The organism is Mizugakiibacter sp. (assembly GCF_039680435.1).
Classification (GTDB): domain Bacteria; phylum Pseudomonadota; class Gammaproteobacteria; order Xanthomonadales; family Rhodanobacteraceae; genus Mizugakiibacter.
The window spans coordinates 25095-45930 of the sequence record NZ_JBDKSX010000006.1 but is presented as its reverse complement, the minus strand read 5'-3'; the positions used below and the strand labels follow the sequence as shown (position 1 = coordinate 45930).

General features: G+C 70.6%; 20 protein-coding genes. 9 read left to right on the top strand and 11 right to left on the bottom strand.

Annotated elements, in window-relative coordinates; translation table 11 throughout:
* Positions 1-382: 382 nt before the first annotated feature.
* From ABFC67_RS00825 to ABFC67_RS00815, 3 genes are all read left to right on the top strand, one after another.
* Positions 383-823 carry a hypothetical protein gene (locus tag ABFC67_RS00825; protein WP_346736142.1) on the top strand — a complete coding sequence of 147 codons (441 nt, stop codon included), beginning with the start codon at positions 383-385 and terminating at the stop codon, positions 821-823.
* Positions 820-1254: a hypothetical protein gene (locus ABFC67_RS00820; RefSeq protein ID WP_346736141.1), complete on the top strand. Its 435-nt coding sequence runs from the start codon at positions 820-822 to the stop codon at positions 1252-1254. The genes ABFC67_RS00825 and ABFC67_RS00820 overlap by 4 nt, the downstream gene beginning before the upstream one ends.
* A gap of 89 nt (positions 1255-1343) precedes the next feature.
* The gene (locus ABFC67_RS00815; RefSeq protein ID WP_346736140.1) at positions 1344-2336 is read left to right on the top strand and encodes a hypothetical protein; all 993 of its coding nucleotides are present in this window, start codon (positions 1344-1346) and stop codon (positions 2334-2336) included.
* 140 nt (positions 2337-2476) lie between these two features.
* Here ABFC67_RS00815 and ABFC67_RS00810 read toward each other — a convergent pair whose 3' ends face one another.
* The 4 genes from ABFC67_RS00810 to ABFC67_RS00795 form a co-directional block, all read right to left on the bottom strand.
* Entirely contained in the window at positions 2477-2836 is a 360-nt protein-coding gene (locus tag ABFC67_RS00810; RefSeq protein WP_346736139.1) for a DUF1428 domain-containing protein, read from the bottom strand.
* A 101-nt stretch (positions 2837-2937) separates the two neighbouring features.
* Entirely contained in the window at positions 2938-3513 is a 576-nt protein-coding gene (locus ABFC67_RS00805) for a YceI family protein (RefSeq protein ID WP_346736138.1), read from the bottom strand.
* 69 nt (positions 3514-3582) lie between these two features.
* Positions 3583-4068, bottom strand: coding sequence for an NUDIX domain-containing protein (locus tag ABFC67_RS00800; protein WP_346736137.1), 486 nt, complete (start codon positions 4066-4068; stop codon positions 3583-3585).
* A gap of 39 nt (positions 4069-4107) precedes the next feature.
* Positions 4108-5043 (bottom strand): NAD-dependent epimerase/dehydratase family protein, encoded by a 936-nt coding sequence (locus ABFC67_RS00795; RefSeq protein ID WP_346736136.1) that lies wholly within the window; start codon positions 5041-5043, stop codon positions 4108-4110.
* A 92-nt stretch (positions 5044-5135) separates the two neighbouring features.
* Here ABFC67_RS00795 and ABFC67_RS00790 point away from each other — a divergent pair, with 92 nt between their 5' ends.
* Positions 5136-5306, top strand: a complete 171-nt coding sequence (locus tag ABFC67_RS00790) for a hypothetical protein (protein WP_346736135.1) — start codon at positions 5136-5138, stop codon at positions 5304-5306.
* A 53-nt stretch (positions 5307-5359) separates the two neighbouring features.
* Here the strand turns inward: ABFC67_RS00790 and ABFC67_RS00785 are convergent, their stop codons facing one another.
* Complete coding sequence (locus tag ABFC67_RS00785) at positions 5360-6028, bottom strand: class I SAM-dependent methyltransferase (protein ID WP_346736134.1); 669 nt, start codon at positions 6026-6028, stop codon at positions 5360-5362.
* 37 nt (positions 6029-6065) lie between these two features.
* Positions 6066-6287, bottom strand: a complete 222-nt coding sequence (locus tag ABFC67_RS00780) for an RNA-binding S4 domain-containing protein (protein WP_346736133.1) — start codon at positions 6285-6287, stop codon at positions 6066-6068.
* Between the two features lie 152 nt (positions 6288-6439).
* On the opposite strand from ABFC67_RS00780, the gene ABFC67_RS00775 reads away from it, so the two are divergent.
* Together ABFC67_RS00775 and ABFC67_RS00770 are read left to right on the top strand one after the other, a co-directional pair.
* Entirely contained in the window at positions 6440-7015 is a 576-nt protein-coding gene (locus ABFC67_RS00775; RefSeq protein ID WP_346736132.1) for a nitroreductase family protein, read from the top strand.
* A gap of 65 nt (positions 7016-7080) precedes the next feature.
* The gene (locus tag ABFC67_RS00770; RefSeq protein WP_346736131.1) at positions 7081-7617 is read left to right on the top strand and encodes a flavin reductase family protein; all 537 of its coding nucleotides are present in this window, start codon (positions 7081-7083) and stop codon (positions 7615-7617) included.
* A gap of 68 nt (positions 7618-7685) precedes the next feature.
* On the opposite strand, the gene ABFC67_RS00765 is transcribed toward ABFC67_RS00770, so the two are convergent.
* Positions 7686-9980 carry a cbb3-type cytochrome c oxidase subunit I gene (locus ABFC67_RS00765; RefSeq protein WP_346736130.1) on the bottom strand — a complete coding sequence of 765 codons (2295 nt, stop codon included), beginning with the start codon at positions 9978-9980 and terminating at the stop codon, positions 7686-7688.
* Between the two features lie 176 nt (positions 9981-10156).
* Between ABFC67_RS00765 and ABFC67_RS00760 the strand changes: the two genes are divergently transcribed.
* Positions 10157-11377, top strand: a complete 1221-nt coding sequence (locus tag ABFC67_RS00760; protein WP_346736129.1) for a hypothetical protein — start codon at positions 10157-10159, stop codon at positions 11375-11377.
* Positions 11378-11399: 22 nt separating this feature from the next.
* Here the strand turns inward: ABFC67_RS00760 and ABFC67_RS00755 are convergent, their stop codons facing one another.
* From ABFC67_RS00755 to ABFC67_RS00745, 3 genes are all read right to left on the bottom strand, one after another.
* Complete coding sequence (locus ABFC67_RS00755; RefSeq protein WP_346736128.1) at positions 11400-12245, bottom strand: DUF72 domain-containing protein; 846 nt, start codon at positions 12243-12245, stop codon at positions 11400-11402.
* 72 nt (positions 12246-12317) lie between these two features.
* Positions 12318-13859 carry a D-alanyl-D-alanine carboxypeptidase/D-alanyl-D-alanine-endopeptidase gene (dacB, locus tag ABFC67_RS00750; RefSeq protein WP_346736127.1) on the bottom strand — a complete coding sequence of 514 codons (1542 nt, stop codon included), beginning with the start codon at positions 13857-13859 and terminating at the stop codon, positions 12318-12320.
* Between the two features lie 122 nt (positions 13860-13981).
* Positions 13982-14893 carry a LysR family transcriptional regulator gene (locus ABFC67_RS00745; protein ID WP_346736126.1) on the bottom strand — a complete coding sequence of 304 codons (912 nt, stop codon included), beginning with the start codon at positions 14891-14893 and terminating at the stop codon, positions 13982-13984.
* 511 nt (positions 14894-15404) lie between these two features.
* On the opposite strand from ABFC67_RS00745, the gene ABFC67_RS00740 reads away from it, so the two are divergent.
* Both ABFC67_RS00740 and ABFC67_RS00735 read left to right on the top strand, forming a co-directional pair.
* Positions 15405-16340: a helix-turn-helix transcriptional regulator gene (locus ABFC67_RS00740; protein ID WP_346736125.1), complete on the top strand. Its 936-nt coding sequence runs from the start codon at positions 15405-15407 to the stop codon at positions 16338-16340.
* Positions 16341-16459: 119 nt separating this feature from the next.
* Positions 16460-19321, top strand: coding sequence for a TonB-dependent receptor (locus tag ABFC67_RS00735; RefSeq protein WP_346736124.1), 2862 nt, complete (start codon positions 16460-16462; stop codon positions 19319-19321).
* Positions 19322-19378: 57 nt separating this feature from the next.
* On the opposite strand, the gene ABFC67_RS00730 is transcribed toward ABFC67_RS00735, so the two are convergent.
* A complete protein-coding gene (locus ABFC67_RS00730) occupies positions 19379-20812 on the bottom strand; it encodes an amidohydrolase family protein (RefSeq protein WP_346736123.1) in 1434 nt (477 codons plus the stop codon).
* Between the last annotated feature and the right edge of the window lie 24 nt (positions 20813-20836).

Sequence of the window (20836 nt, the reverse complement as noted above, 5' to 3'; positions counted from 1 at the left end):
GGTGTGCCCGGGTGCGTCGCAGGTGGCGGCGGGCCGGTCCACCTGATTCGCGCCTTCGGAGGTCTGTTCGACACTCCCGTGCGGAACTTGAGCCGGGGACGGCGAAAACGGGACCTGGTTCACTTCCGGGGCCTGAGGCCGCGGGCAGGCCCGACGAGTCCGGTCGCGGCACGGCTTGCCGTCGCATCGTGCGCGGAGCGGCAAAACAGGGGCCAGAGCGCACTATCCGCTCGCAGCTACGGCCGGGCCTCTCGACACCTGTCGCTCCGCGCGTGCATGATGGCGCGGGGAATTCAGCCGCGGGCTCCGGCCCACCGGCCATGCATGGGCCGGGCGCTTCGGTGCGTGACGGATGCGCGGCGCACTTCGGATGGGGCGATCGATGAAGGCGACAAGGATGTGGCTCGGCGCCGCAATGGCGCTGATGCTTGCGGGATGTGCGACCGGTTACCACAGCGCCGCGGATCCGCTGCGCGGCTTCACCGGCGGCTACTGGGACGAGCCGGGCCCTGGCGAGTTGCTCAAGGTGGGGTTCGCCGGCAACGGTTACATCGACCGCGAGACGATCACCGCCTACCTGATGTACCACTGCGCCGAGCTGGCCCAGCAGCGGCACAAGCCGTATTTCCGCGTCTATTCCGCGCTGTCGGACGCTATCCGCAACCGGCCGGTGGAAGTGGCGACGATCGGCCGCGTCGGCGGCAAGCTCGGCGACTGGGTGTTCGTGCTGTTCGACGACGCGCAGCAGGCCGGCGATCTTGCGACCGACGCCACGTTGGCGCGCTACGCCTCGTTCCTGCACAGCCAGGAGAAGCAGTCGTGAGGCGCGCGCTCAGATTGCTGCTGGCCAGTGCCGCCCTGTCGTCGCTCGCGGCGTGCGTGGGCCTGCCGACCTACGTGCCGGAACCGCACGAGCCGCTCGCGCGGGTGAAGCTCTCGCCCAACATCGCCAGCGGCTCGCTGGGGATGTGCACGAGCAAGGGGCAGTACCGCGTGCCGGTGAAGGACGGCTACGTCGAGGTGCCGGCCGATCAGCGCGTGAGCCTCTGGCACACCTACGTCGCGTCCGGCTACCAGGTCACGTACCACTGCTCGCCCGGCATGAGCTTCGACGCCTACGAGAACGTCGTTTATTACGCCGACTTCGAGGTGCGCGCGGAGAAGTGCAGCCTGGCCATCTACCGCGAGGACAAGACCAGTCGCGCCGGGCTCGCCTTCGACGCGACGGTCGCACCGTTGGTGTGCCCGCGCTAGCACGGAAGATCGCAAGCGGGGCAGTCCGAGCTGCTCCTTTGTCGCTGGTTGAACGACTTCGCTGCATCAACATGGATGAAGGGGGAAACATGAGTTTCGCTACGCGTGCTTTGGCGGTACTTGCCGTCGCCACCATGGGCTTGGGCGGTTGCGCCAGCTTCAACAGGACCAAGCCGGCGCCGGCACAACAGCAACCCATCGCGGTGAGGTTCACGGGGGCCGAGTTGTCTGCCTGGTCGGACATGCCGGCCGGCGTCTACCGCGTTCCCGACAGCCAGGTCGTCGTTTCCGGCCACCAGAAGGGCGGGGCCACCGGCTTTTTGTTCGGGGTGGTTGGCGTGGCGGTACAGAGCGCCATCAATTCCTCCGCGGGCAAGGACGCGACAAAGAACGTGGAGGATGCGTTGCGCATTTCACTGACGAGTGAGGCGCAACGGGTCACCAAGGATCTGCTCGCGTCCGACCGGTTTTCAGGAAAGTTCACCCAGTCGACCGATGCAGCAGGACCGACCCTGGATGTGACCAGCGCCGTGATCCTGACGTTCGTCAACGCGACGGATGCTCGCCCCTACGTGCTGTTGAAGGCGGACCTTGCGACCGCCAAGGGCGCCAAACAGAGCTGGGAGACGCGCTACATCGCTTCCTCCGGGCAACCGCGACCGCTTTCGGGCGCCAACAGCTGGACCGCTGATGGAGGTGCGATTCTCCGAAGCGCGGTCTACGAAGATCTGCGGCGCGCCATTGAAGTCATGCTCAAGGACGTGTCGCATCCCTACGTCAGGGACGACACCAAGCTGACCACGGTCCAGGGTTACTTCCCCTATCTGAAGGAGCGCGCCCAAGCCGTGGGCTATGAGCTGGACGAGGACGACCGGTCGGTCTACTTCATCCCGAAGCTCGGCGATGTCATCGTCTTCTCGGGCGTGAACATCATGGACAAGGCGCTGACCTCCCACCGAGCCGCGACGAAGGACGATGCCGTCTTCAAGATCGTGGGCGACAGCGATGGGGGCCATGCGGTCACAGCCGAGCAGAGCATTCCCGTCGGCGGCTCGTCCGCAGCTGCGCCGAAGGGCGGCTGAGTTCACGCACCGCGCTGAGCGAAGGGGAATCATGATGCGAGGCCGCACCGGACGCGGAGCGCACGCCATCTGTTCGATGCCTGAATCGCGCGGCGATGCGACCGGCCCGTGGCTGGTCGCATCCCGCGGACCTTGCGCGGCTAAAGTTCGAGGAACGGCTTGAAGCCGCCCCAGAACATGCGCTTGCCGTCGAAGGGCAGTTTCTTCGGGTCCATCAGGTCGGCGAGGCGCGGGTCGGCCATCACCATCCTGTTGGCGCGGTCGCGCGCGGCGCGCGATTTGTAGACGATCCACGAGAACACCACGACTTCGCCCGGCTTCAGCTTGACCGCCTGCGGGAACGACGTGAGCTTGCCGGGCTTCACGTCGTCGGCGACGCACTCGGTGTATTGCAGCGCGCCGTGTTCGCGCCAGATCTTGCCGGCGCGCCGCGCCATGCGGCGGTAGGCGGCGAGGTTCTTCTTCGGTACCGGCGCCACGAAACCGTCGACGTAGTTCATAAGTCCTCCCGATCTCGACCAGGGTTGGGGCCGGCCCGGCACGAGCGGCGCTTGTTGCTTGCAGCAGCGGTCCGGCCGGCCCGGATTGCGCTCGACGGCGCTCAGTCGTCCTTCAACGCCTCGACCTGGATGCGCAGCCTGACGTCCATGTCGAAGCCGTAGTCCTTGCCGGCGTCCAGCCCGAACGCGTCGCGCCGGAACGTGGCTTGCGCGTCGGCGCCGCACAGTTCGCGCTTGTACAGCGGGTGCGGGATGCACTTGAAACGGCCGATGGCGAGGTCGAGCGGCCGGCTCACGCCGTGCAGCGTCAGCGTGCCCACCACCCGCGTGGGCGCGCCGGCGACGAAATCCGCCAGCGTGCCTGCATAGGTGGCCTGCGGGTATTTCGCCGTGTCGAAGAACTGCGGGCCGCGCGCCCACTTGTTCAACTCGTCCTGGCCGTAGTCGACGCTGTCGAGGTCGATGGCCACGTTCACCGACCCCGTCTCCGCGGCCCGGTCCAGCGTCACCGTGCCGGTGGTGTGGTTGAACTTGCCGCGCCAGTACGAGATGCCCATGTGGTCGGCCTCGAAGCTGGGATAGGTGTGGTTGGGATCGACGGTGTAGTGCGCGGGCGCGGCGGCGGCCGGCAACAGGGCGGCGGCGAGGGCGGTGGACAGGAGCAACTTCGCAAGCATGGCGGATCTCCGTGGTCGCCGGGATGGCCGCGGGCGTTCCGGCCGCCGGCTTCCGGGCAGGCGGGTCAGTCAATGCACATCGGCGCGGCCGTCGAGTGCGATGCGCAGCCGCTCCTGCGGCGCGCGCTCGACAAACTCGCGGCGCACGTGCGCAAACAGCTCGCGCTGGCCGCCGAACGGCAGCAGCGGCATCGTTTCCTCGAAACCGAGCCAGCGGAACGCGTCGTGCTCGCGATTGAGGCGCACCGCGGCGTCGGCGGCGACGAAGGCGACGAAGGCCGGCACCACCGCGATGCATTCCTCGCGCGGGTCGTAGAACTGCTCGCAGCGGTTGGCGGAGTAGAGCGCGGTCGGCGCCAGCCCGGTTTCTTCCGCGAGCTCGCGCAGCGCGCATTGCCAGGCGCGTTCGTCGGGTTCGATGTGGCCGGCGGCGTAGCTCCACACGCCGCGCAGATAGGGGCTGGCGCGGTGCAGCAGCAGCACCTGCGCGTCGCCTTCGGCGTCGCGCACCGCGACCACGGAGGCCATCGTGCAGCGGATCGGGATCTCGGCCATGGCGGCGATCGTACTCGTGGGGTGACGTGTCGTTCGGTGTCAGCGAATCGTCGTGGTCTCGCGCAGTGCCGCCACGGTGGCGCGGATGCCTTCGGCGTAGGGCGTCGGCGCGAAGTAGCGGGCGCTGAACTTGCGGCTGTCGAAGACGTACGGATGCGTGTTCTGGTACAGCATCTCCATCGACTCGCGCACCAGCGGGTTGAACAACCCGATCAGGCGCAGCAGCCACGGCTTCAGCACGTAGTGGCGCGGCTCGACGCCGCAAGCGGCGGCAACCGCGGCGATGAAGGCGCGGCCGTCGGGCGGATCGGCGGCGGTCGGCAGGTGCCAGACCTGGGCGGAGACGTTGGCGCTGTTGCCGAGCAGCGCGGTGGCGCGCACCGCGTCCGGCGTGTAGGTCATCGAGTGCGGCACGGCGTCGTTGCAAAGCCATGCCGCGCGTTCGCCGCGCAGCAGCTTCTGGAACACCATCGGATGCACGAAGGTGTGGGTCGCCTCCGGGCCGTAGAAGTCGGCCGAGCGCGCGACCAGCGCGTCGACTTCGCCGCAGGCCGCGGCGTCCAGCAGGCGATCGGCGAGGCGCGCGCGCACTTCGCCCTTGCGGCTGACCGGACGCATCGGCGTCGCTTCGGTCATCGGCCCGTCGACGCGGCCGTAGCAGTAGACGTTGTCGAAGAACACCAGCCGGCAGCCGTGGCGCGCGCAGGCGGCGATGGCGTTGCCGAGCACGCGCGGCCATTGCGCCTCCCACACGCGCGCGTCGTAGGCGAGGCCGGCGACGAGATACGCCACGCGGCTGCCGGCGACCGCGCGCTCCACCTGCTCAGGATCCAGCAGGTCGGTGGGCACGCACTCGTCGTCGGCGTTGACCGCCGCAGGATGCCGGCTGGCGAGGCGTACGCGCGTGCCGTACGCGGGCAGTTCGCGCGCCAGTCCGCGGCCGATCACGCCGCCGGCACCGAGGATGGTCTGCATGCGAGGCTCCCGCGCCGATCAAGGGCATCAGCCTAGCAGGGGAAACCGATGGGTCCAGCCGGTGCAGTCGCTTTCCGCAGGAGATGCCCCGCGTGGCCGCGCTGGCGCCCGCCGGCATGGCGATCGAAATCGGCGACGCGCCGGCGCTGCCGCTGTTCGACGGGGATCTCGAGCAGGCGACGCAGGGCGGGCCGGAAGCGCTGCGGCAACGCGCAAGGCACTGGCGGCGCTGCTGTCGGCGTTCGCGCGCTGGATCGCGCTGACCAGGGCCGCGGCCCTCGCGGCCTGACCGGCGCCCGCACACCGGCGCCGCGGCTCAGCGCGGCTCGCGTCGGCAGCGCAGCGCGAACAGGCGCGGGATCGCGGCCGCCGACGCGGGCGTCTCGTCGCGCCATTCGTGCACGGCGACGACGCGCAGGCCGGCACGGATCGCCGCGTTCACGTAGTCGGAGACGTCGTGCAGGAAGGCGGCGACGCGCACCGTCTCGCCGGTTTCCAGGTGGGCGAAGCGCGCCTGCTTGCCCATCATCTGGCGGAACGGGTGCAGCTCGCAGAAGTAGCACTCGCCGCCGTCGCGCAGCACGCGGAATGCCTGCGCGAACACGTCGTCCAGCGTCTCGACGTGCTCCAGCACCAGGTTGCCGATCACCAGGTCCACGCTGGCGTCGGCCAGCGGCCAGGGTTCGCGCACGTCGTGGCGCACGAAGCGGACGTGCGGCGCGGCGACGCGCCGCTGCGCCTGCGCCAGCATGCCGGCGGAGAAGTCCACGGCGACGACGCTGCGCGCGCGCCCGGCCAGCCACGCGGTGTTCTTGCCGGTGCCGCAGCCGATCTCCAGCACGTCGCGGCCGCGAAGGTCGAAGTCCTGGCGGCGCAGCATCGCCGCGTCGAGGTCGCGGGTCCGGTTCTCGTCGGTGTCGTAGACCTGCGACCAGCGGTCGTAGGCGGCGGCGACGTCGGTGGGGTCGGGGGCGTGGGTCATCATGCCGTCTGTTCCGTTGCAGGGCGCGCACCGCGGCGCGTCACGGCGCCGCGCGCACGCGAATCGTGGTGCCGTCGACCTCGACGGTCTGCCCCGCGCGGATCTTGCAGGTCTTGCGCAGCTCGGCCGCGCCGTCCACCGTCACCGCGCCGCCGGCGACGATCGCCTTGCCGGCGCCGCCGCTGTCGCACAGGCCGACCAGCTTGAGCAACTGGTTCAGTTCGACGTGGTCGCGGTCGAGTTCGAAGTCGATGGTCTGCATGGGATTCCGTGGTGGGGCGGCCGCTGCGCCGGCGACGGCGGGCGCGCGCCAAGCTTAGCGGTCGCCTCGCCGCGGAGCCATCAGTTTGACCTGCGTCAGCGTTCGCGTGTGTGCGTGACCTAGGCTGCCGCCATCGCCTACGGAGACGGCCGATGGACGTGCTGCAGGCCATCCGCGCGCGCCGGGCGGTGCGCGCGTTCACCGACGAGGCGCTGGATCGCCCGACCGTGCAGGTGCTGGTCGATGCCGCGGTGCAGGCGCCCAGCGCGATGAACCTGCAGCCGTGGACCTTCCTCGTCGCGCTCGGCCGCGAGCGGGTCGCCGACATCGCGCGGCGCGCCAAGGCGCATCTGGTCGCGTCGCTCGACACGGGGCCCGGCCTGCTGCGCCGCACCGACATGCTGCACGACCCGCATTTCGACATCCTGTACGGCGCGCCCGCGCTGATCGTCGTCTACGCCGCGGTATCGGACGCGCCCGCCGCGCTGGTGCGCCCCGACCAGGACTGCTGCCTCGCCGCGCAGAACCTGATGCTCGCGGCGCGCGCGATGAACCTCGGCAGTTGCTGGATCGGATTCGCGCGGCCGTGGCTCGACCTGCCCGCGACGAAGGACGAGTTCGGCCTGTCGGCGGAGCACGTGGCGGTTGCGCCGATCGTCGTCGGCTATCCGCAGGCCTGGCCCGACGCGACGGCGCGCCACACGCCGCGGATCGTGTGGTGCGATTGAGGCTGCGCGCGCGACCGGCTGCGGCTCCGCGCGAGGACACCGGGCATCGCCGCGGGAGCGTGCCGATGAAGAAGCGATCCCTGCCGTTGTCGCGCGTCTACCGCCTGCTCGAGCCGGGGCCGGTCGTGCTGCTGGCGACGGCCCGCGCGGGCCGCACCAACGTGATGGCGATGTCCTGGCACACGATGATGGAATTCGAGCCGCCGCTGGTCGGCTGCGTGGTCAGCGCGCGCAACTTCAGCTTCGAGGCGCTGCGGGCGACGCGCGCATGCACGATCAACATTCCCACCGCGAAGATCGCGGCGCAGGCGGTCGGCTGCGGCAACGTGTCCGGGCGCCGCGTCGACAAGTTCGCCCGGTTCGGGCTGACGCCGGTCGCTGCCGCGAACGTGGACGCGCCGCTGGTCGGCGAGTGCTACGCCAACCTCGAATGCCGCGTGGCCGACGCGCGCTGGGTGGCGCGCTACAACTTCTTCGTGCTGGAAGTGGTGAAGGCGTGGATCGACCCGGCGGTGCGCCAGCCGCGCACGCTGCACCACCGCGGCAGGGGCGTGTTCATGGTCGCGGGCCGCGAGCTGAAGCTGCCTTCGCGCGCGAAGTAGCGGGGCGGTGCGCTGCAGGGCGACGGCGGGCACGCCGGCGGCGGTGCCCGGCCGCGCCCCGTGCGGCGTCAGGCGGTGCGCGTCGCGCGCACGCCAAGCCAGCCCTTGATCGAGGCGATCGCCAGCGGCACGGCGCCGAAGGCGATGAACACGATGTCGCCGGGCAGGCGCATCCACTCGACCAGCCGCGCGGTGCGGGTGGCGGTGTAGTCGAGGCTGCGCGCGTGCCAGTAGCCATGCTGGACCACGTCCCACACCTGCAGCACGCCGCCGGGGAACAGGCTCAGCACGATCATCATCGCCAGGCCGATGTTGGTGCCCCAGAACGCCACCTTGACGTACTTCTCGATGCCGGGCCAGCGCGCGTCGTCGCTGGTCTGGCGCAGCACCAGCACCAGCAGCGCGATCGCCAGCATGCCGAACACGCCCATCAGCGCGGCGTGGCCGTGGTTCGGGGTGAGGATGGTGCCGACCTCGTAGTAGCTGACGATCGGCAGGTTGATCAGGAAGCCGAACATGCCGGCGCCGACGAAGTTCCAGAAGCCCACCGCCATCAGGAAGTAGAACGACCATTTGTGCGGGATGGAAACCTTCATGCCGCATTCGTTGCACTGGCCGCGCGTGGTGCGCACGAAGTCCCAGGCGTCCAGCGTCAGCAGGGTCAGCGGCACCACTTCCAGCACCGACACCAGCGCCGACAGCGCCATGTTCACGTGGGTCTGGCCGGTGAAGTACCAGTGGTGGCCGGTGCCGACCAGGCCGCCGAGGAAGTACAAAATCGCGTCGAGATAGATCACCCGCAGCGCGGTGTTGCGGTGGGCCAGGCCGAGCTGGAAGAACACCAGCGCCACCACCGTGGTGGCGAAGAACTCGAAGAAGCCCTCCACCCACAGGTGGATGATCCAGAAGCGCCAGGTGTCGACCACCGTGTAGTTGGTCTTGGCGCCGAAGAACAGCGCGGGGATGTAGAACACCGGGATCGCCAGCGCCGCCCACAGGAACATGCGCGCCAGCGGCCGCGCGTTCGGGTTCGTCACCGTGCGCGGCCGCGCCAGCCACCACAGCATCGCGAACCAGGCCAGCAGGCCGACCACCAGCAGGTACTGCCAGATCCGGCCCAGCTCGAGGAATTCCCAGCCCTGGTTGCCGAGCCAGAACCACCAGCGTCCGAGCAGCCCGGACATGCCGGCCCATTCGCCGAGCAGGCTGCCGGCGATCACCACCGCGAACGCGACGAACAGCAGGTGCGTCGCGCCGGCCAGCCAGCGCGGCTCGTCGCTGCGCAGCGAGCGGCCGAGGAACAGCGCGGCGGCAACGTAGGAGGTGGCGATCCAGAAGATCGCGGTCTGCAGGTGCCAGGTGCGCAGCAGGTTGCTGGGCAGGAATTTCTCCAGCGGGATGCCGTAGAAGCTGCCGGGCTCGGCGCGGTAGTGCGCGGTCGCGCCGCCGACCAGCGTCTGCGCCAGGAACAGCAGCGCCACCACCACGAAGAACTTGACCAGCGCGCGCTGTCCGGCGCTGGCCTCGCCGGGCAGCATCTGCGGATGCACGTGGTGGCCGTGGGTGACCCAGCCGAGGTAGTCGAACTTGCCGAACGCCAGCAGCACCGCGGCGATACCGGCCAGCAGCACCACCAGGCTGAGCGCGCTCCACAGCAGCGCGCCCGAGGTCGGCCGGTTGCCGACGCTGGGGTCGTACGGGAAGTTGTTGGTGTAGGAGAAGTCGGCGCCCGGCCGGTTGGCCACCGAGGCCCACGCCGCCCAGGTGACGAAGGCGGTGAACTGGCGCAGCTCGGTCGGATCGCTGATCAGGTCCGGCTTCAGGCCGCCGTTGCCGGCGGGGTGCTTGAAGTAGTCGGTCCAGTAGCCGATCTGCTGGCGGTAGGCGGCGGTCTCCGCGTCGGTCAGGCCGAGCGTGCCGGTGGCGGCATCGTAGCGGTTGGTCTTGAGCGTCAGCGCCACCTCGCCCTGCAGCGCTGCCTGCTGCATCGGCGTCAGCGCGGCGGCCGGCTGTCCGTACTGGCGCTGCGCCAGCGCGTCGGCGGTGTCGAGGCCGATGCGGTGCAGCGCTTCGGCGGAGTAATCGGGGCCGAGGTAGGCGCCGTGGCCCCAGATGCTGCCGTTGTCCATCAGGCCGTACTTGAGGAAGACGGCCTGGCCGGCGCTGATGTCGTCGCCGGTGAACAGCGTGGCGCCCTGCGCATCGACCACGCGGTCCGGAATCGGTGGCGCGTTGCGGTAGGCGAGGGTGGTGACGCCGAGCAGCACGGCGAAGCCGACCACCATCACGATCAGCACCGCGCGCATCCACCAGGGCGACAGCGCGGCTTCTTCCGTATCGGTCGTGCGATCGACGACTGCCATGAGCGTCTCCCTTGCCGAGGCTGTACACGTGACGCGCATCATTCGCGCAGTGTCCATGCAGGTCAAGCCGCAGCACCCGCATCCGGCGCCGCCGCGGCCGGGCCCGATATCGAACCGGCGCGCGTGCTGCTACGCTGGAGCGACCTGCGGCGCCGCAGCGACCACGCGCAGCCCCGATGTCCATCGCATCCACCGACCGCGCTCACTTCCGTCTCGCCGACTTCGCCGCCCTGGCGCAACTGGCCGCGGACGCCACCCTCGGCGCCACCGACATCGTCGAGGCCATGCACGCCGGCATCGTGCGGCCGCGGGACCGCGGCGGCGCAGCGGCGGCGCAGCGCACGCGCGGCATCAGCGGTCTCGTCTACGCCAGCGTGCGCGGCGTGACGCGCGCGGTCGGCGCGGCGGCGGCGACCACCGCGCGCTGGCTGCCGGAGGCGCGCGAACGGCCGCAGTCGGAGGCGCGTGCCGCGCTGCAGGCGGCGCTGAACGGCGTGCTTGGCGACCACCTGCTGGCGAGCGCCAACCCGCTGGCGATTCCGATGACGCTGCGGCACGACGGCGTGCCGCTCGCGCTCGATGCCGCGTCGCTGGCGGCGGCGTTGCCGCATGCCGGCGGACGCGTGGCGGTGCTGGTGCACGGGCTGTGCCTCGGCGACCTGCAGTGGCGGCGCGACGGCGGCGACTACGGCGCGATGCTGGCGCGTGCGCACGGCTACACGCCGCTCTACCTGCACTACAACAGCGGGCTGCATGTCTCCACCAACGGCCGCGCCTTCGCGCATCTGCTCGAGGCGCTGGTGCAGGCGTGGCCGCATCCGCTCGAGACGCTGGCGATCGTCGGCCACAGCATGGGCGGCCTGGTCGCGCGCAGCGCCTGCCATGTCGGCGAACGCGACGGCCACGCGTGGCGGCGGCGGCTGCGCGTCCTGGCTTGCCTCGGCACGCCGCACCACGGCGCATGGCTGGAGCGCGGCGGCCACGGGCTGCAGGCGCTGCTCGGACGGGTGCCCTACGCGGCGCCGCTGGCGCGGCTCGGGCGCATGCGCAGCGCCGCGATCACCGACCTGCGCCACGGCAACCTGCTCGATGCCGACTGGCAGCGGTGCGACCGCTTCGCCGACGGTGCGGACACGCGCACGCCGCTGCCGCTGCCGGCGGACGTGCGCTGCTGCGCAGTCGCCGCGGTCGTCGCGCGTCGCCGCGACGACCGCGCCGCGCGCACGTTCGGCGATGGCCTGGTGCCGCTGCCGAGCGCGCTGGGCGAGCACGCCGATCCGGCGCGGCATCTGCGCTTCCCGACGGCGCAGACCTGGGTCGGCCGCGGCATGCGCCACATGGACCTGCTCGGCGACGCGCGGGTGGCGGCGCGCCTGCGCGAATGGCTGGCGCCGTGACGCGCCGCGTCGCCGGGCGCGCTTACGCGCCGAGGCGCGCCAGCAGCGCCTGCGCGGCGGCCGGATTGCGCGCCTTGGCGCTGCTGATGAAGTAGACGAACACGTCGCGCGGCGCCCGCGTCTTCGGCGCGGGCTGCACGTACGGCAGATCGGCCGGCGCCGCGCCTTCGGCCCACTGCCGCGCACGCGCGGCCCATGCGTCCAGCGCGTCCGGCGCGTAGCCGGCCGGTTCCCCGGCGCGGCTGCGCATCAAGCGCGCGTAGACGAAGTCGCCGGTCGGATCGGCGAACGACGGGTATTCGTCGGAATCGGTGAACACGCTGGGCAGGCGATGCGCGCGGGCGAGGTCGAGGTAGGCGTCACAGAGGAAACTCGGGTGACGCACTTCGAGCACGTGGCGCAGCGGGGAGCCGTCCAGTTCGCGCGGCAGCAGGTCGAGGAACGCGGCGAAGTCGTCGCGCTCGAAGCGGCGCGTCGGCGGGAACTGCCACAGGATCGGGCCGAGCCGGTCGCCCAGTTCGGCCAGCCCGCCGGACACGAAGGCGGCGACGGTGCCGCCCACGCCGGCCAGCTTCTTCGCCTCGGTGGTGTAGCGCGGCGCCTTCAGCGAGAACACGAAGCCGTCCGGCGTCTCGCTGCGCCACTTTGCGTAGGTCGCCGGCTTCTGCGCGCCGTACCAGGTGCCGTTGATCTCGATCGCGGTGAGCTGGTGGCTGGCGTATTCGAGCTCGCGCCGCTGCGGCAGGCCGGCCGGATAGAAATTGGCGCGCCACGGCGCGAAGGTCCAGCCGCCGATGCCGACGCGGATGCGCGGCGCGGCGGACGCGGCGGCGAACAGGTCGCTGCCGGTGGATGCGGAGATTTTCATGGCGGCGGCGGTGTGGCGCGGGGATGCCCACGATAGCCCGCATGCGCCGCGGCGATCCAGCCGCGCGCTGCGCTAACGGCCCCGCGGCGCTTCGGCGGACCCGGCCAGCATCGCGGCGATCGCGTCCAGGTCGGCGCTGGGGGCGGGGCCGGTCGGTTCGCCCCGCGCATCGGTCGGGCGCACGTAGCGATCGAGCATCAGCGCGAACGCGAGACGTTTGCCGGCCGCGTCGGTGACGTAGCCGGCCAGCGCGTAGCTGTGCGCGAGCGTGCCGGTCTTGGCCTGCAGCCGGCCGTCGGCAGGCGTGCCGGCGAAGCGGTGGTCGAGCGTGCCGTCGACGCCGGCGACGGGCAGCGCGTCCAGATACGCCTGCGCGAACGGCTGCGTGCGCACCCACGCCAGCAGCGCGGTGGTAGCGCGCGGCGCGACCAGATCCTTGCGCGACAGGCCGCTGCCTTCCTCGAACGTCGCCGCGCCCGGCGCGATGCCGATGCGCGCCAGCAGCGCGCGCAGCACGCACAGGCCCCAGCCGTCGGTGGTGTCGGGCGGCGGCGCGCGGTCGGCGCAGACGCCGCGGCGCGCGGCCTGCAAACCCACCTGCAGCAGCAGGTGCTGCGCGTACAGGTTGTCGGAATCCTTCAGCGCGCGGCGCACCAGTTCGGACAACGGCGGCGAGGCGGCTTCGGCGAGCGGCTGCAGGTCCGCCGAGGCCAGTGCGGGATCCGTCTGCGGCCAGCGCAGCGTACGCACTTCGCCGTCGATGCGGACGCCGCGCCGCGCCAGCGCCTCGCGCAGCAGGTTCCCGGCCCATGCCGCGGGATCCGGCGCGGACAGCGTGTAGTTTCTCGCGTCGACGCCGGCGGGCAGGCTGCCCAGCGCGTACAGCGTGGACGTGCCGGGGGCGCGGTACAGCCCAAGCGCGGCGTCGGACGCGGCGGAGGTGAGGTTGACCACGGCGAGGCCGGCCGCCGCGGGCGTCACCGCCACCGCGCAGCAGCGCGTGCCGTCGCGCCTGACCGCCACCTTCACGGTGTTGTCGGCGACGCCCAGCGCCGACACCGGCGCGGCGAAGCCGCTCTGCAGGTCGCCGGCCTCCCAGCCGCTGCCGAATTCCGGACCTCGATAGAAGGTGGCGTCGGCGAGCAGATCGCCGCGCACGCGGACGATGCCACGCGCGGCGACGGCTTCGGCGAAGCGCTCGGCCCAGTCGGCGGTCGGGCCGTCGGCCGCGCCGAAGCCGGGGTCGCCGCGACCGACCAGCAGCAGGTCGCCGCGCAGCACGCCGTGCGCGCCCGGCGAGCGCGTCGCGTACAGCGTGGTGGCGATGCGGTAGTCCGCGCCCAGCGCGTCCAGCGCCAATGCCGCCGTATACAGTTTGGCGTTGGATGCGGGCACGGCCAGCTTGTCGGCGCCGTGCGCGTACAGCGTGCGCCCGCTGTCCAGCGAGACCACGTGGATGCCCCACGACGCCGCGGCGAAGCGCGGCTGCGCGAGGTAGGCGTCGATGCGCGCGGCCAGCGACGTCGGCGCAGGCGCCGGCGGCCGCACCGGCGTGGTGCTGCATGCGGCGAGCGACAGCGCCGCGAGCAGTCCAGGCAGCAGTCTCGTGATCATGGGAAGTCGTGCGCGTGCCCCGGTCGCACCTAGCGTAGCGGAGCGCGCGGCACGCTGGCGATGTTGCGTCGCGTCGCGGTATCCGCGGAAGCGCGCGGTCGGTGCGGTGCGCGCTCGCCGGTTCAGGCGGCGCGTGCCGCATCCGGTTGCAGGTGCCTGGCGAGGAAGTCGAGGAAGACGCGCACCTTCTGCGGCGTCTGTCGGCTCTGCGGATAGATCGCGTGCAGCGTGTTGTCGTCGATGAAGGTGCAGTCCTCCAGCACGCGGACCAGGCGGCCGGCCTCGAGGTCGCTGCGCAGCATGTATTCGGGAAGGACCAGGATGCCTTCGCCGCGCACGGCCAGATCGAGCAGGGCGGCGGCGTAGTTGATGCGGTAGCCATGCCTTGGGCGCACGTGCCACTCGGTGGCGCCGCGGCGGAAACGCCAGTCGTGCGATTCGTCGTGGGATTCGAGCACCAGGCAAGCGTGCCGTTCCAGCTCGGCCGGCGACGTCGGCACGCCGTGCGCGCGCAGGTAGGCCGGCGCCGCGCAGATCGCGTCGGGCTCGTGCGCGAGGCGGCGCGCGACCATGTTCGGCGGCGGCGCGTCGATGAAGCGGAGGGCGAGATCGTGACCGGTCTTGACCAGGTCGATCATGCGGTCGGTGAACGACAGCTTGAGCTCCAGCTTCGGATAACGGCGCCGGAACGCCGGCAACAGCGGCGTCAGCACCAGCGGCCCGAAGCCCACGGTGCTGTTGACCCGCAACTGCCCGCGCAGCTCGCCTTGCAGGCTGGCGACGGTTTCGCGCGACAGCTCCATCTCCTCGAGGATGCGGCGGCAGTGCGCGTAGTAGGCGTGGCCGGCGTCGGTCAGCGCGAGCTTGCGCGTGGTGCGGTGGACCAGGCGCGCGCCGAGCTCGGCCTCGAGCCGGGCGATGTGGCGGCTGACCACCGATGGGGCGACGTGCAGGTGTTCCGCGGCGGCCGAGAAGGTGCCCGTCTCGGCCACGCGCGAGAACGTCACGATCAGGGAAAGCTCATCCGCAACCATGTTGGCATTGCTCCGGCGACAAGAGTGTTGTGCTCGCACCCGGCTTCATCGCGCGACGGCGCCGCAGGACGATGGCACGCAGACGCGCACGGCGCACCGCTGGTGTGCCGCCCGCGCCGCGAACCGGCCGCGCGCGATCGGCCGCGCCTCGTTCCACGCCGCACCGTGGCGTGCGTTTCCCGATGAAACCACCCATCATCATGCTGCCGAACCCTGTTTCCCCGGATGTGCCGGAAGGCGTGCGTCGCGCCGGCGCGTGCGTCCGTGCGGCGGCCCGCCGGGGGCGCCGTATCGGCGCCTGCGGCATGGGCGCGCAATTCCTGCCACGCGAACGCGCCGCAAGTGCCGATCGCGCCGACGTGCGCGCCGATAGCATTTGCCCGCCCTCCAACGGGCAGTGTTGTGCAAGTGCGACAAGAAGGGCCCTTGGCACGCCACCGGGACCGGGACCCCGGTGGCTGCCATCTTTCGTGCGTCGGCGCCGCGCCGGGCGCGATGCCGGATGGCGGCGATGAAGCTCGCCGCGCGCAGGATCGCGGCAGGCAGCCGGCAAAGGCTCGATCGCGACGAATCCGCCGTGGCCGCGCTGGCGTCCGGCCTGCTGGTCGTCGACATCGGCGAAGGCGCCGCGCTCGCCGTGCCGCACAAGTTCGCCGGCCTGTGGAGTCCGGTTGCGGGTCGCGTGCAGGCATCGAGCGCCGATGGCGAGCTCGCGCTGCGCGGCGAGTGCCTGTTCGCTTCGGATTCGGAGCGTGCGCTGGAAATCGCGACCAGCGCCGGCGCGCGCTGCATCGGCGTGATCGCGCAGCAGCGCACCTGGGCGAGGTTGGCGTCGATCACCAGCGGCCGCATCGCGCCGGAACCGGCCGTGTTCCCCGCGCTGCACGACGTTCCGCCAGCGCTCGGCGCATCGTTTGCGTCGTTGGCCGGCGCCATCGGTTCCGGCGCGGCGACCGTGTGGCCGGCGGCGCGGATCGCCTGGCTCGCACACGCGCTGCACGATCTGCAGGCGCCCTACGACGAGCTGGTCGCGCGCTGCCGCGGCCGTTCGCTGGCGCACCGCAAGCAGACCTTCCTGCGGCTGCAGCGCGTGCGGCACTGCATTTCCACGCATACCGACGGCGAACTCGACATCGCCAGGCTCGCGCGCATGGCGAGCTATTCGAACTGGCATCTGATCCGCTCGTTCGGCGCGGTATTCGGCGAGACGCCGTACGCGCATTTCATGGGACGACGCATCGAGCGCGCGCGCAGCATGATCGAGACGGGCACGCTCGGCGTCGGCGACGTTGCGATGGCGACCGGCTTCGACAGCCAGTCATCGCTGACGCGCGCGATCAAACGTCGCCTCGGCGTGTCCTCGGTCGAGCTGCGCAGACGCCCGCACGCCGCTGCGATGCAAGCGCTGGCAAGCACCGCGTGCGGCGATGTCGAGGTCGCGGAGTGATGTTGGCAATTATCGCCACGCTTCACGTCACTTGCGGCGGATCGTCGCGTTTTTACGAAACCTAAACTTCTTCGGCCGGAAGCGTTCCGGCATTCCTTGATAGACAGCAGGAGAACTCCATGTCGAATCCGCTGATCCAGCGGTCGATCCGTCACGCCCTCGCGTCGCGTGGCCTCGGCAAGATTCCGCTACTCATCCCCGCCTTCGCGGCCGCCGTGCCGTTCGCCGCCATGGCGCAGGACGCCGCGCAGAGCCAGCCCGCCGCGAAGCCGCAGGCGCTCGAGACGATCGTGGTCACCGGTTCGCGCATTCGCCGCGTCGACCTGGAAACCGCCAGCCCCGTGTTCTCGATCAACCGCGCGCAGATCCAGCAGTCGGGCAAGTTGACGCTTGGCGACATCGTCCAGCAGATGCCCTCCATCTCGGGCGCCGCCAACAATCCGCAGGTGAACAACGGCGGCGGCGACGGCGCTTCGCAGGTTTCCCTGCGCGGCCTCGGCGCGGAACGCACCCTGATCCTGGTCAACGGCCAGCGCGTGGTCGACGGCGACATCAACGCCATCCCGGCGAACATGGTCGAGCGCGTCGAAGTGCTGAAGGACGGCGCCTCCGCCGTGTACGGCTCGGACGCGATCGCCGGCGTCGTCAACTTCATCCTGCGCTCGAACTACCAGGGCGCGGAGTTCAGCACCGACTACGGCGTGTCCTCGCGCGGCGACGGCGCGCGCCGGGGCTTCGGCCTGACCTTCGGCCAGACCGGCGACAAGGGCAGCGTGATCGGCGGCGTCAGCTACAACCGCTTCGACGCGGTCAGCGCCGCCAGCCGCGACTACTCGAAGGCCACCTACAACTACCGCAATGGGCAGAAGGTCACTTCGGGGTCGTTCGCGTCCGTGGGCGGCCTGATCTTCGCCCCGCAGTTCGCGAACTGCCCGAACCAGTTCGGCGCGGGCACCTACGACCCGACCGCGGCGGGCGGCAACGGCATTCCGGCCGGCTACCGCTGTTACGTCGATCCGTCGGGTTCCGGTCCGGGCGACACCTACAACTACCAGGCGGTCAACCTGATCATGACGCCGCAGGAGCGCGCGCACGCGTTCATGCTGGCGGACTACCGGCTCAACGACGACATCGAGGCATTCCTGGACGTCTTCCACAACAAGACGACGTCCGAGGCCGAACTGGCGCCGGAGCCGCTCGACCTCGCCGGCGAGGGCATCACCCTGTCCGCGGGCAATCCGAACAACCCGTTCGGCGTGCCGATCGGCGGCGATGGCTCGCTCGGCGATCTGGCCATCCGCATGCTCGCGCTGGGCAACCGCCAATTGCACTACACCACCACCACCGACCAGGCAGTGGCCGGCCTGAAGGGCGGCGTCGGCGACACGAGCTGGCAGTGGGAAGCCGATCTCAATTACGGCCACTACAGCCAGTTGAACCAGTCTTTCGGCTATCTCGACACCGCCGGCCTGGGCGCCGATGGTTCGCTGGGCGACAGCTGCGTGCAGGGCAGCTCGACCAAGGGCGGCTGCCTGAACATCTTCGACCAGCACGATCCGACCACCGCGACGCTGCTCAAGCTGTACGCGGCGAATCCGTTCTACAACACGCTGTACACCATGCGTCAGGCCGAGGTGAGTGCGAACGGCGAGCTGTTCGATCTGCCCGCGGGCGCGGTCAGCCTGGCGGCGGGCGGCGCTTACCGCAAGGAATACCAGCACTACATGGTCGACTACATCGCCGTGGCCGATCCGCAGACCGGCAACTGCAAGATCCAGTCCGAGGCGTGCTCGACGCCCAACCAGGGCGGCTTCAGCGTCAAGGAAGCCTACGCGGAACTGTTCGTGCCGGTGCTGAAGGATCTGCCGTTCGCGCGGGCCGTGAACGTTACCCTCGGCAGCCGCTACTCCGACTACAACACTGCCGGCAATACCACCAACAGCAAGCTCGCCGTCGAGTGGCGTCCGATCGACGACCTGCTGCTGCGCGGCACGGTGGCCGAGGTGTTCCGCGCGCCGAACATCAACGAACTGTATGCGGGCGCGGCGACCTCGTTCGACCAGTACGCCAATCCCTGCGGCCCAGGCGACGCCACCGATCCGGTGCACGGCCGCGCCTGCCAGGGCGGCGGCCTGTCGCGCTCGGGCGACCAGGTGCAGACGCTGATTTCCGGCGCGATTGCGGCCGGCGGCACGCTCAAGCCGGAGAAGGGCAAGTCCTTCGATTGGGGCTTCGTCTACGACCCGAGCTGGCTGGACGGCTTCTCGGTCAACGTCGATCTGTGGCGCATCTACCTGACCGACCTGATCGTGCGTCCGACCGCGCAGACGGTGTTCAACATGTGCTACTCGAACCCGAACAGCCCGTACTGCGACGGCATCGCGTTGCTCGGCAACGGCTCGATCAACACGATCAAGGCGCCGTACACCAACCTCGGCCGCCTCGACACCCGCGGCGTGGACTTCGGCTTCAGGTACCGCCTGCCGGAAACCCGCTTCGGCAACTTCGCGCTGACGTTCGACAGCAGCTACATCTTGCAGTACGACAACGACCAGACGCCGGGTCTGCCGGGCGACGTGGTCAGCCACGTGGCCGGTCACTACAACAGCCAGTACGGCAACTATGCCCGCTGGCGCGCACTGGCTGGCGTGACCTGGAGCCAGGGGCCGTGGTCGGCGGCGTGGAACGTGCGTTACGTGGGTCCGCTGACGGTGGGCAGCGCCGACCTGGGCCAGGGCTATTCCGCGGACCAGATGGTGCCGGGCGTGGAGCTGAAGTACGGCGCCCAGGCCTACAACAACCTCAGCGCGGGCTACGACCTGAAGGCGTTCAACACGCACCTCGACGTGGGCGTGGACAACGCGTTCGACAAGCAGCCGCCGATGTTCTTCCAGAACAACGTGCAGAACGCGAACACGGACGTGAACACCTACGACACGCTGGGGCGCTACTACTGGGCCCGCGTGACCGTCAAGTTCTGATCTGTTTCATGGCGGCACCCCGGGCCGCGCGGCGCAAGCCGCGCGGCCCGTCGCGTTTCAGCGCGTGCCGACATCGCCGCGCACGCTGTCGCGCAGTTTCGCCGCGTCGTAGCCGACGCCGTCCTTGAACACGACCTGCACCCTGCGCAGCTCGCTCGGGCTGCGGGTCGGATCGCCGTCGATCACGCTGAGGTCGGCGCGCTTGCCGACCGCGACGCTGCCGGTCTCCTTGTCGATGTGCAGGAACCTGGCGCCGTTCAGCGTCGCCACCTGCACCGCCTGCGGCAGGGTGAGCCCGGCCTCGACCAGCAGCTCGACCTCGCGCGCGTTGGAGTAGCCCGGCACCACGCCGCCGTTGCCGGTCGGGTCGGTGCCGCTGACCAGCAGGCCGCCGGCGTCGAGGAACGCCTTCTCGAACGCCATGCCGTGTTTGAAGGCGTCGATCGCGGTCTGCGAATGCGCGCTCGCCACCGCGGCGTAGGCGCGCAGGTAGTTGTCGCGCGCCGACGCGGACATCAGGTCGAGCACGTCGGCGGGCAGGGCCGGGCGGCCGGGCGTGAACGCCTCGATCACCGGCAGGGTCGAGGTCAGCGCGACGTGGTGCGCGATCAGCGTGTGGATCAGTCCTTGCGCCGGCGCACCCTGCACGTCCAGCGCGGCGATCGACTTCGCCACTTCGGCATTGGGCGGGCAGCGGTCCGGCTGCTTGTCCTTGACGAAGTCGGTGGCGACGAACACGCCGTGTTCGAGGTCGTCGATGCCGAGGTTCGCCGCTTCCGCGAACGTCACCGAGCAGAGGTGCCCGGTGACGCGCGCGCCGTGCGCGTGCGCCTCGTCGATCACCGCCTTCAGCGTCTTGCGGCTGATCGTGGTGTAGGTCTTGAAGTCGCGCGCGCCGAGGTCGATCCAGTGCCGCACCTCCGCGCGCGCCGCGCGCGGCGCGCCGAAGTCCGGCACCTGCATGATCGGGAACTCGGGGCTGGCCGCGGTGATGTAAGGGCCGGTGAAGAAGATGTGCGGGCCGACCGCGCGGCCACTGTCGATCCACTGCTTGATGCCGAGGTCGGCGTACGGATTGATGCTGCCGGCGGTGCGCATGGTGGTGACGCCGCCGGCGAGGTACAGGCGCGGGAAGCTGTACGGCATGCTGGCGTAGGAGAGCCGTCCGGTCGGATAGAACAGGTGCTCGTGCAGCATCACGTAGCCGGGCAGCAGGGTCTTGCCGGCGAGGTCGATGCGCTTGGCGTCGGCGGGGATCGCCACGCTGCCGTCCTCGTCGACCGCGGCGATGCGGCCGTCGCGGATCAGCACGGTGACGTGCGGGCGCGGTGCGGCGCCGGTGCCGTCGATCAGTTGCGCGCCGGTCAGCGCCAGCACGTTGGCGCCGTAGGCGACGAAGCTGTGCGGATCGACGCCGGGCGGCTGGTCGGGCGCGGCCGAGGCGCCGACGGTGAGCAGCAGGCCGAGACAGAGCGCGAGCAGGCGTTTCATGCGGATCTCCCCAGTTCGAAGCGA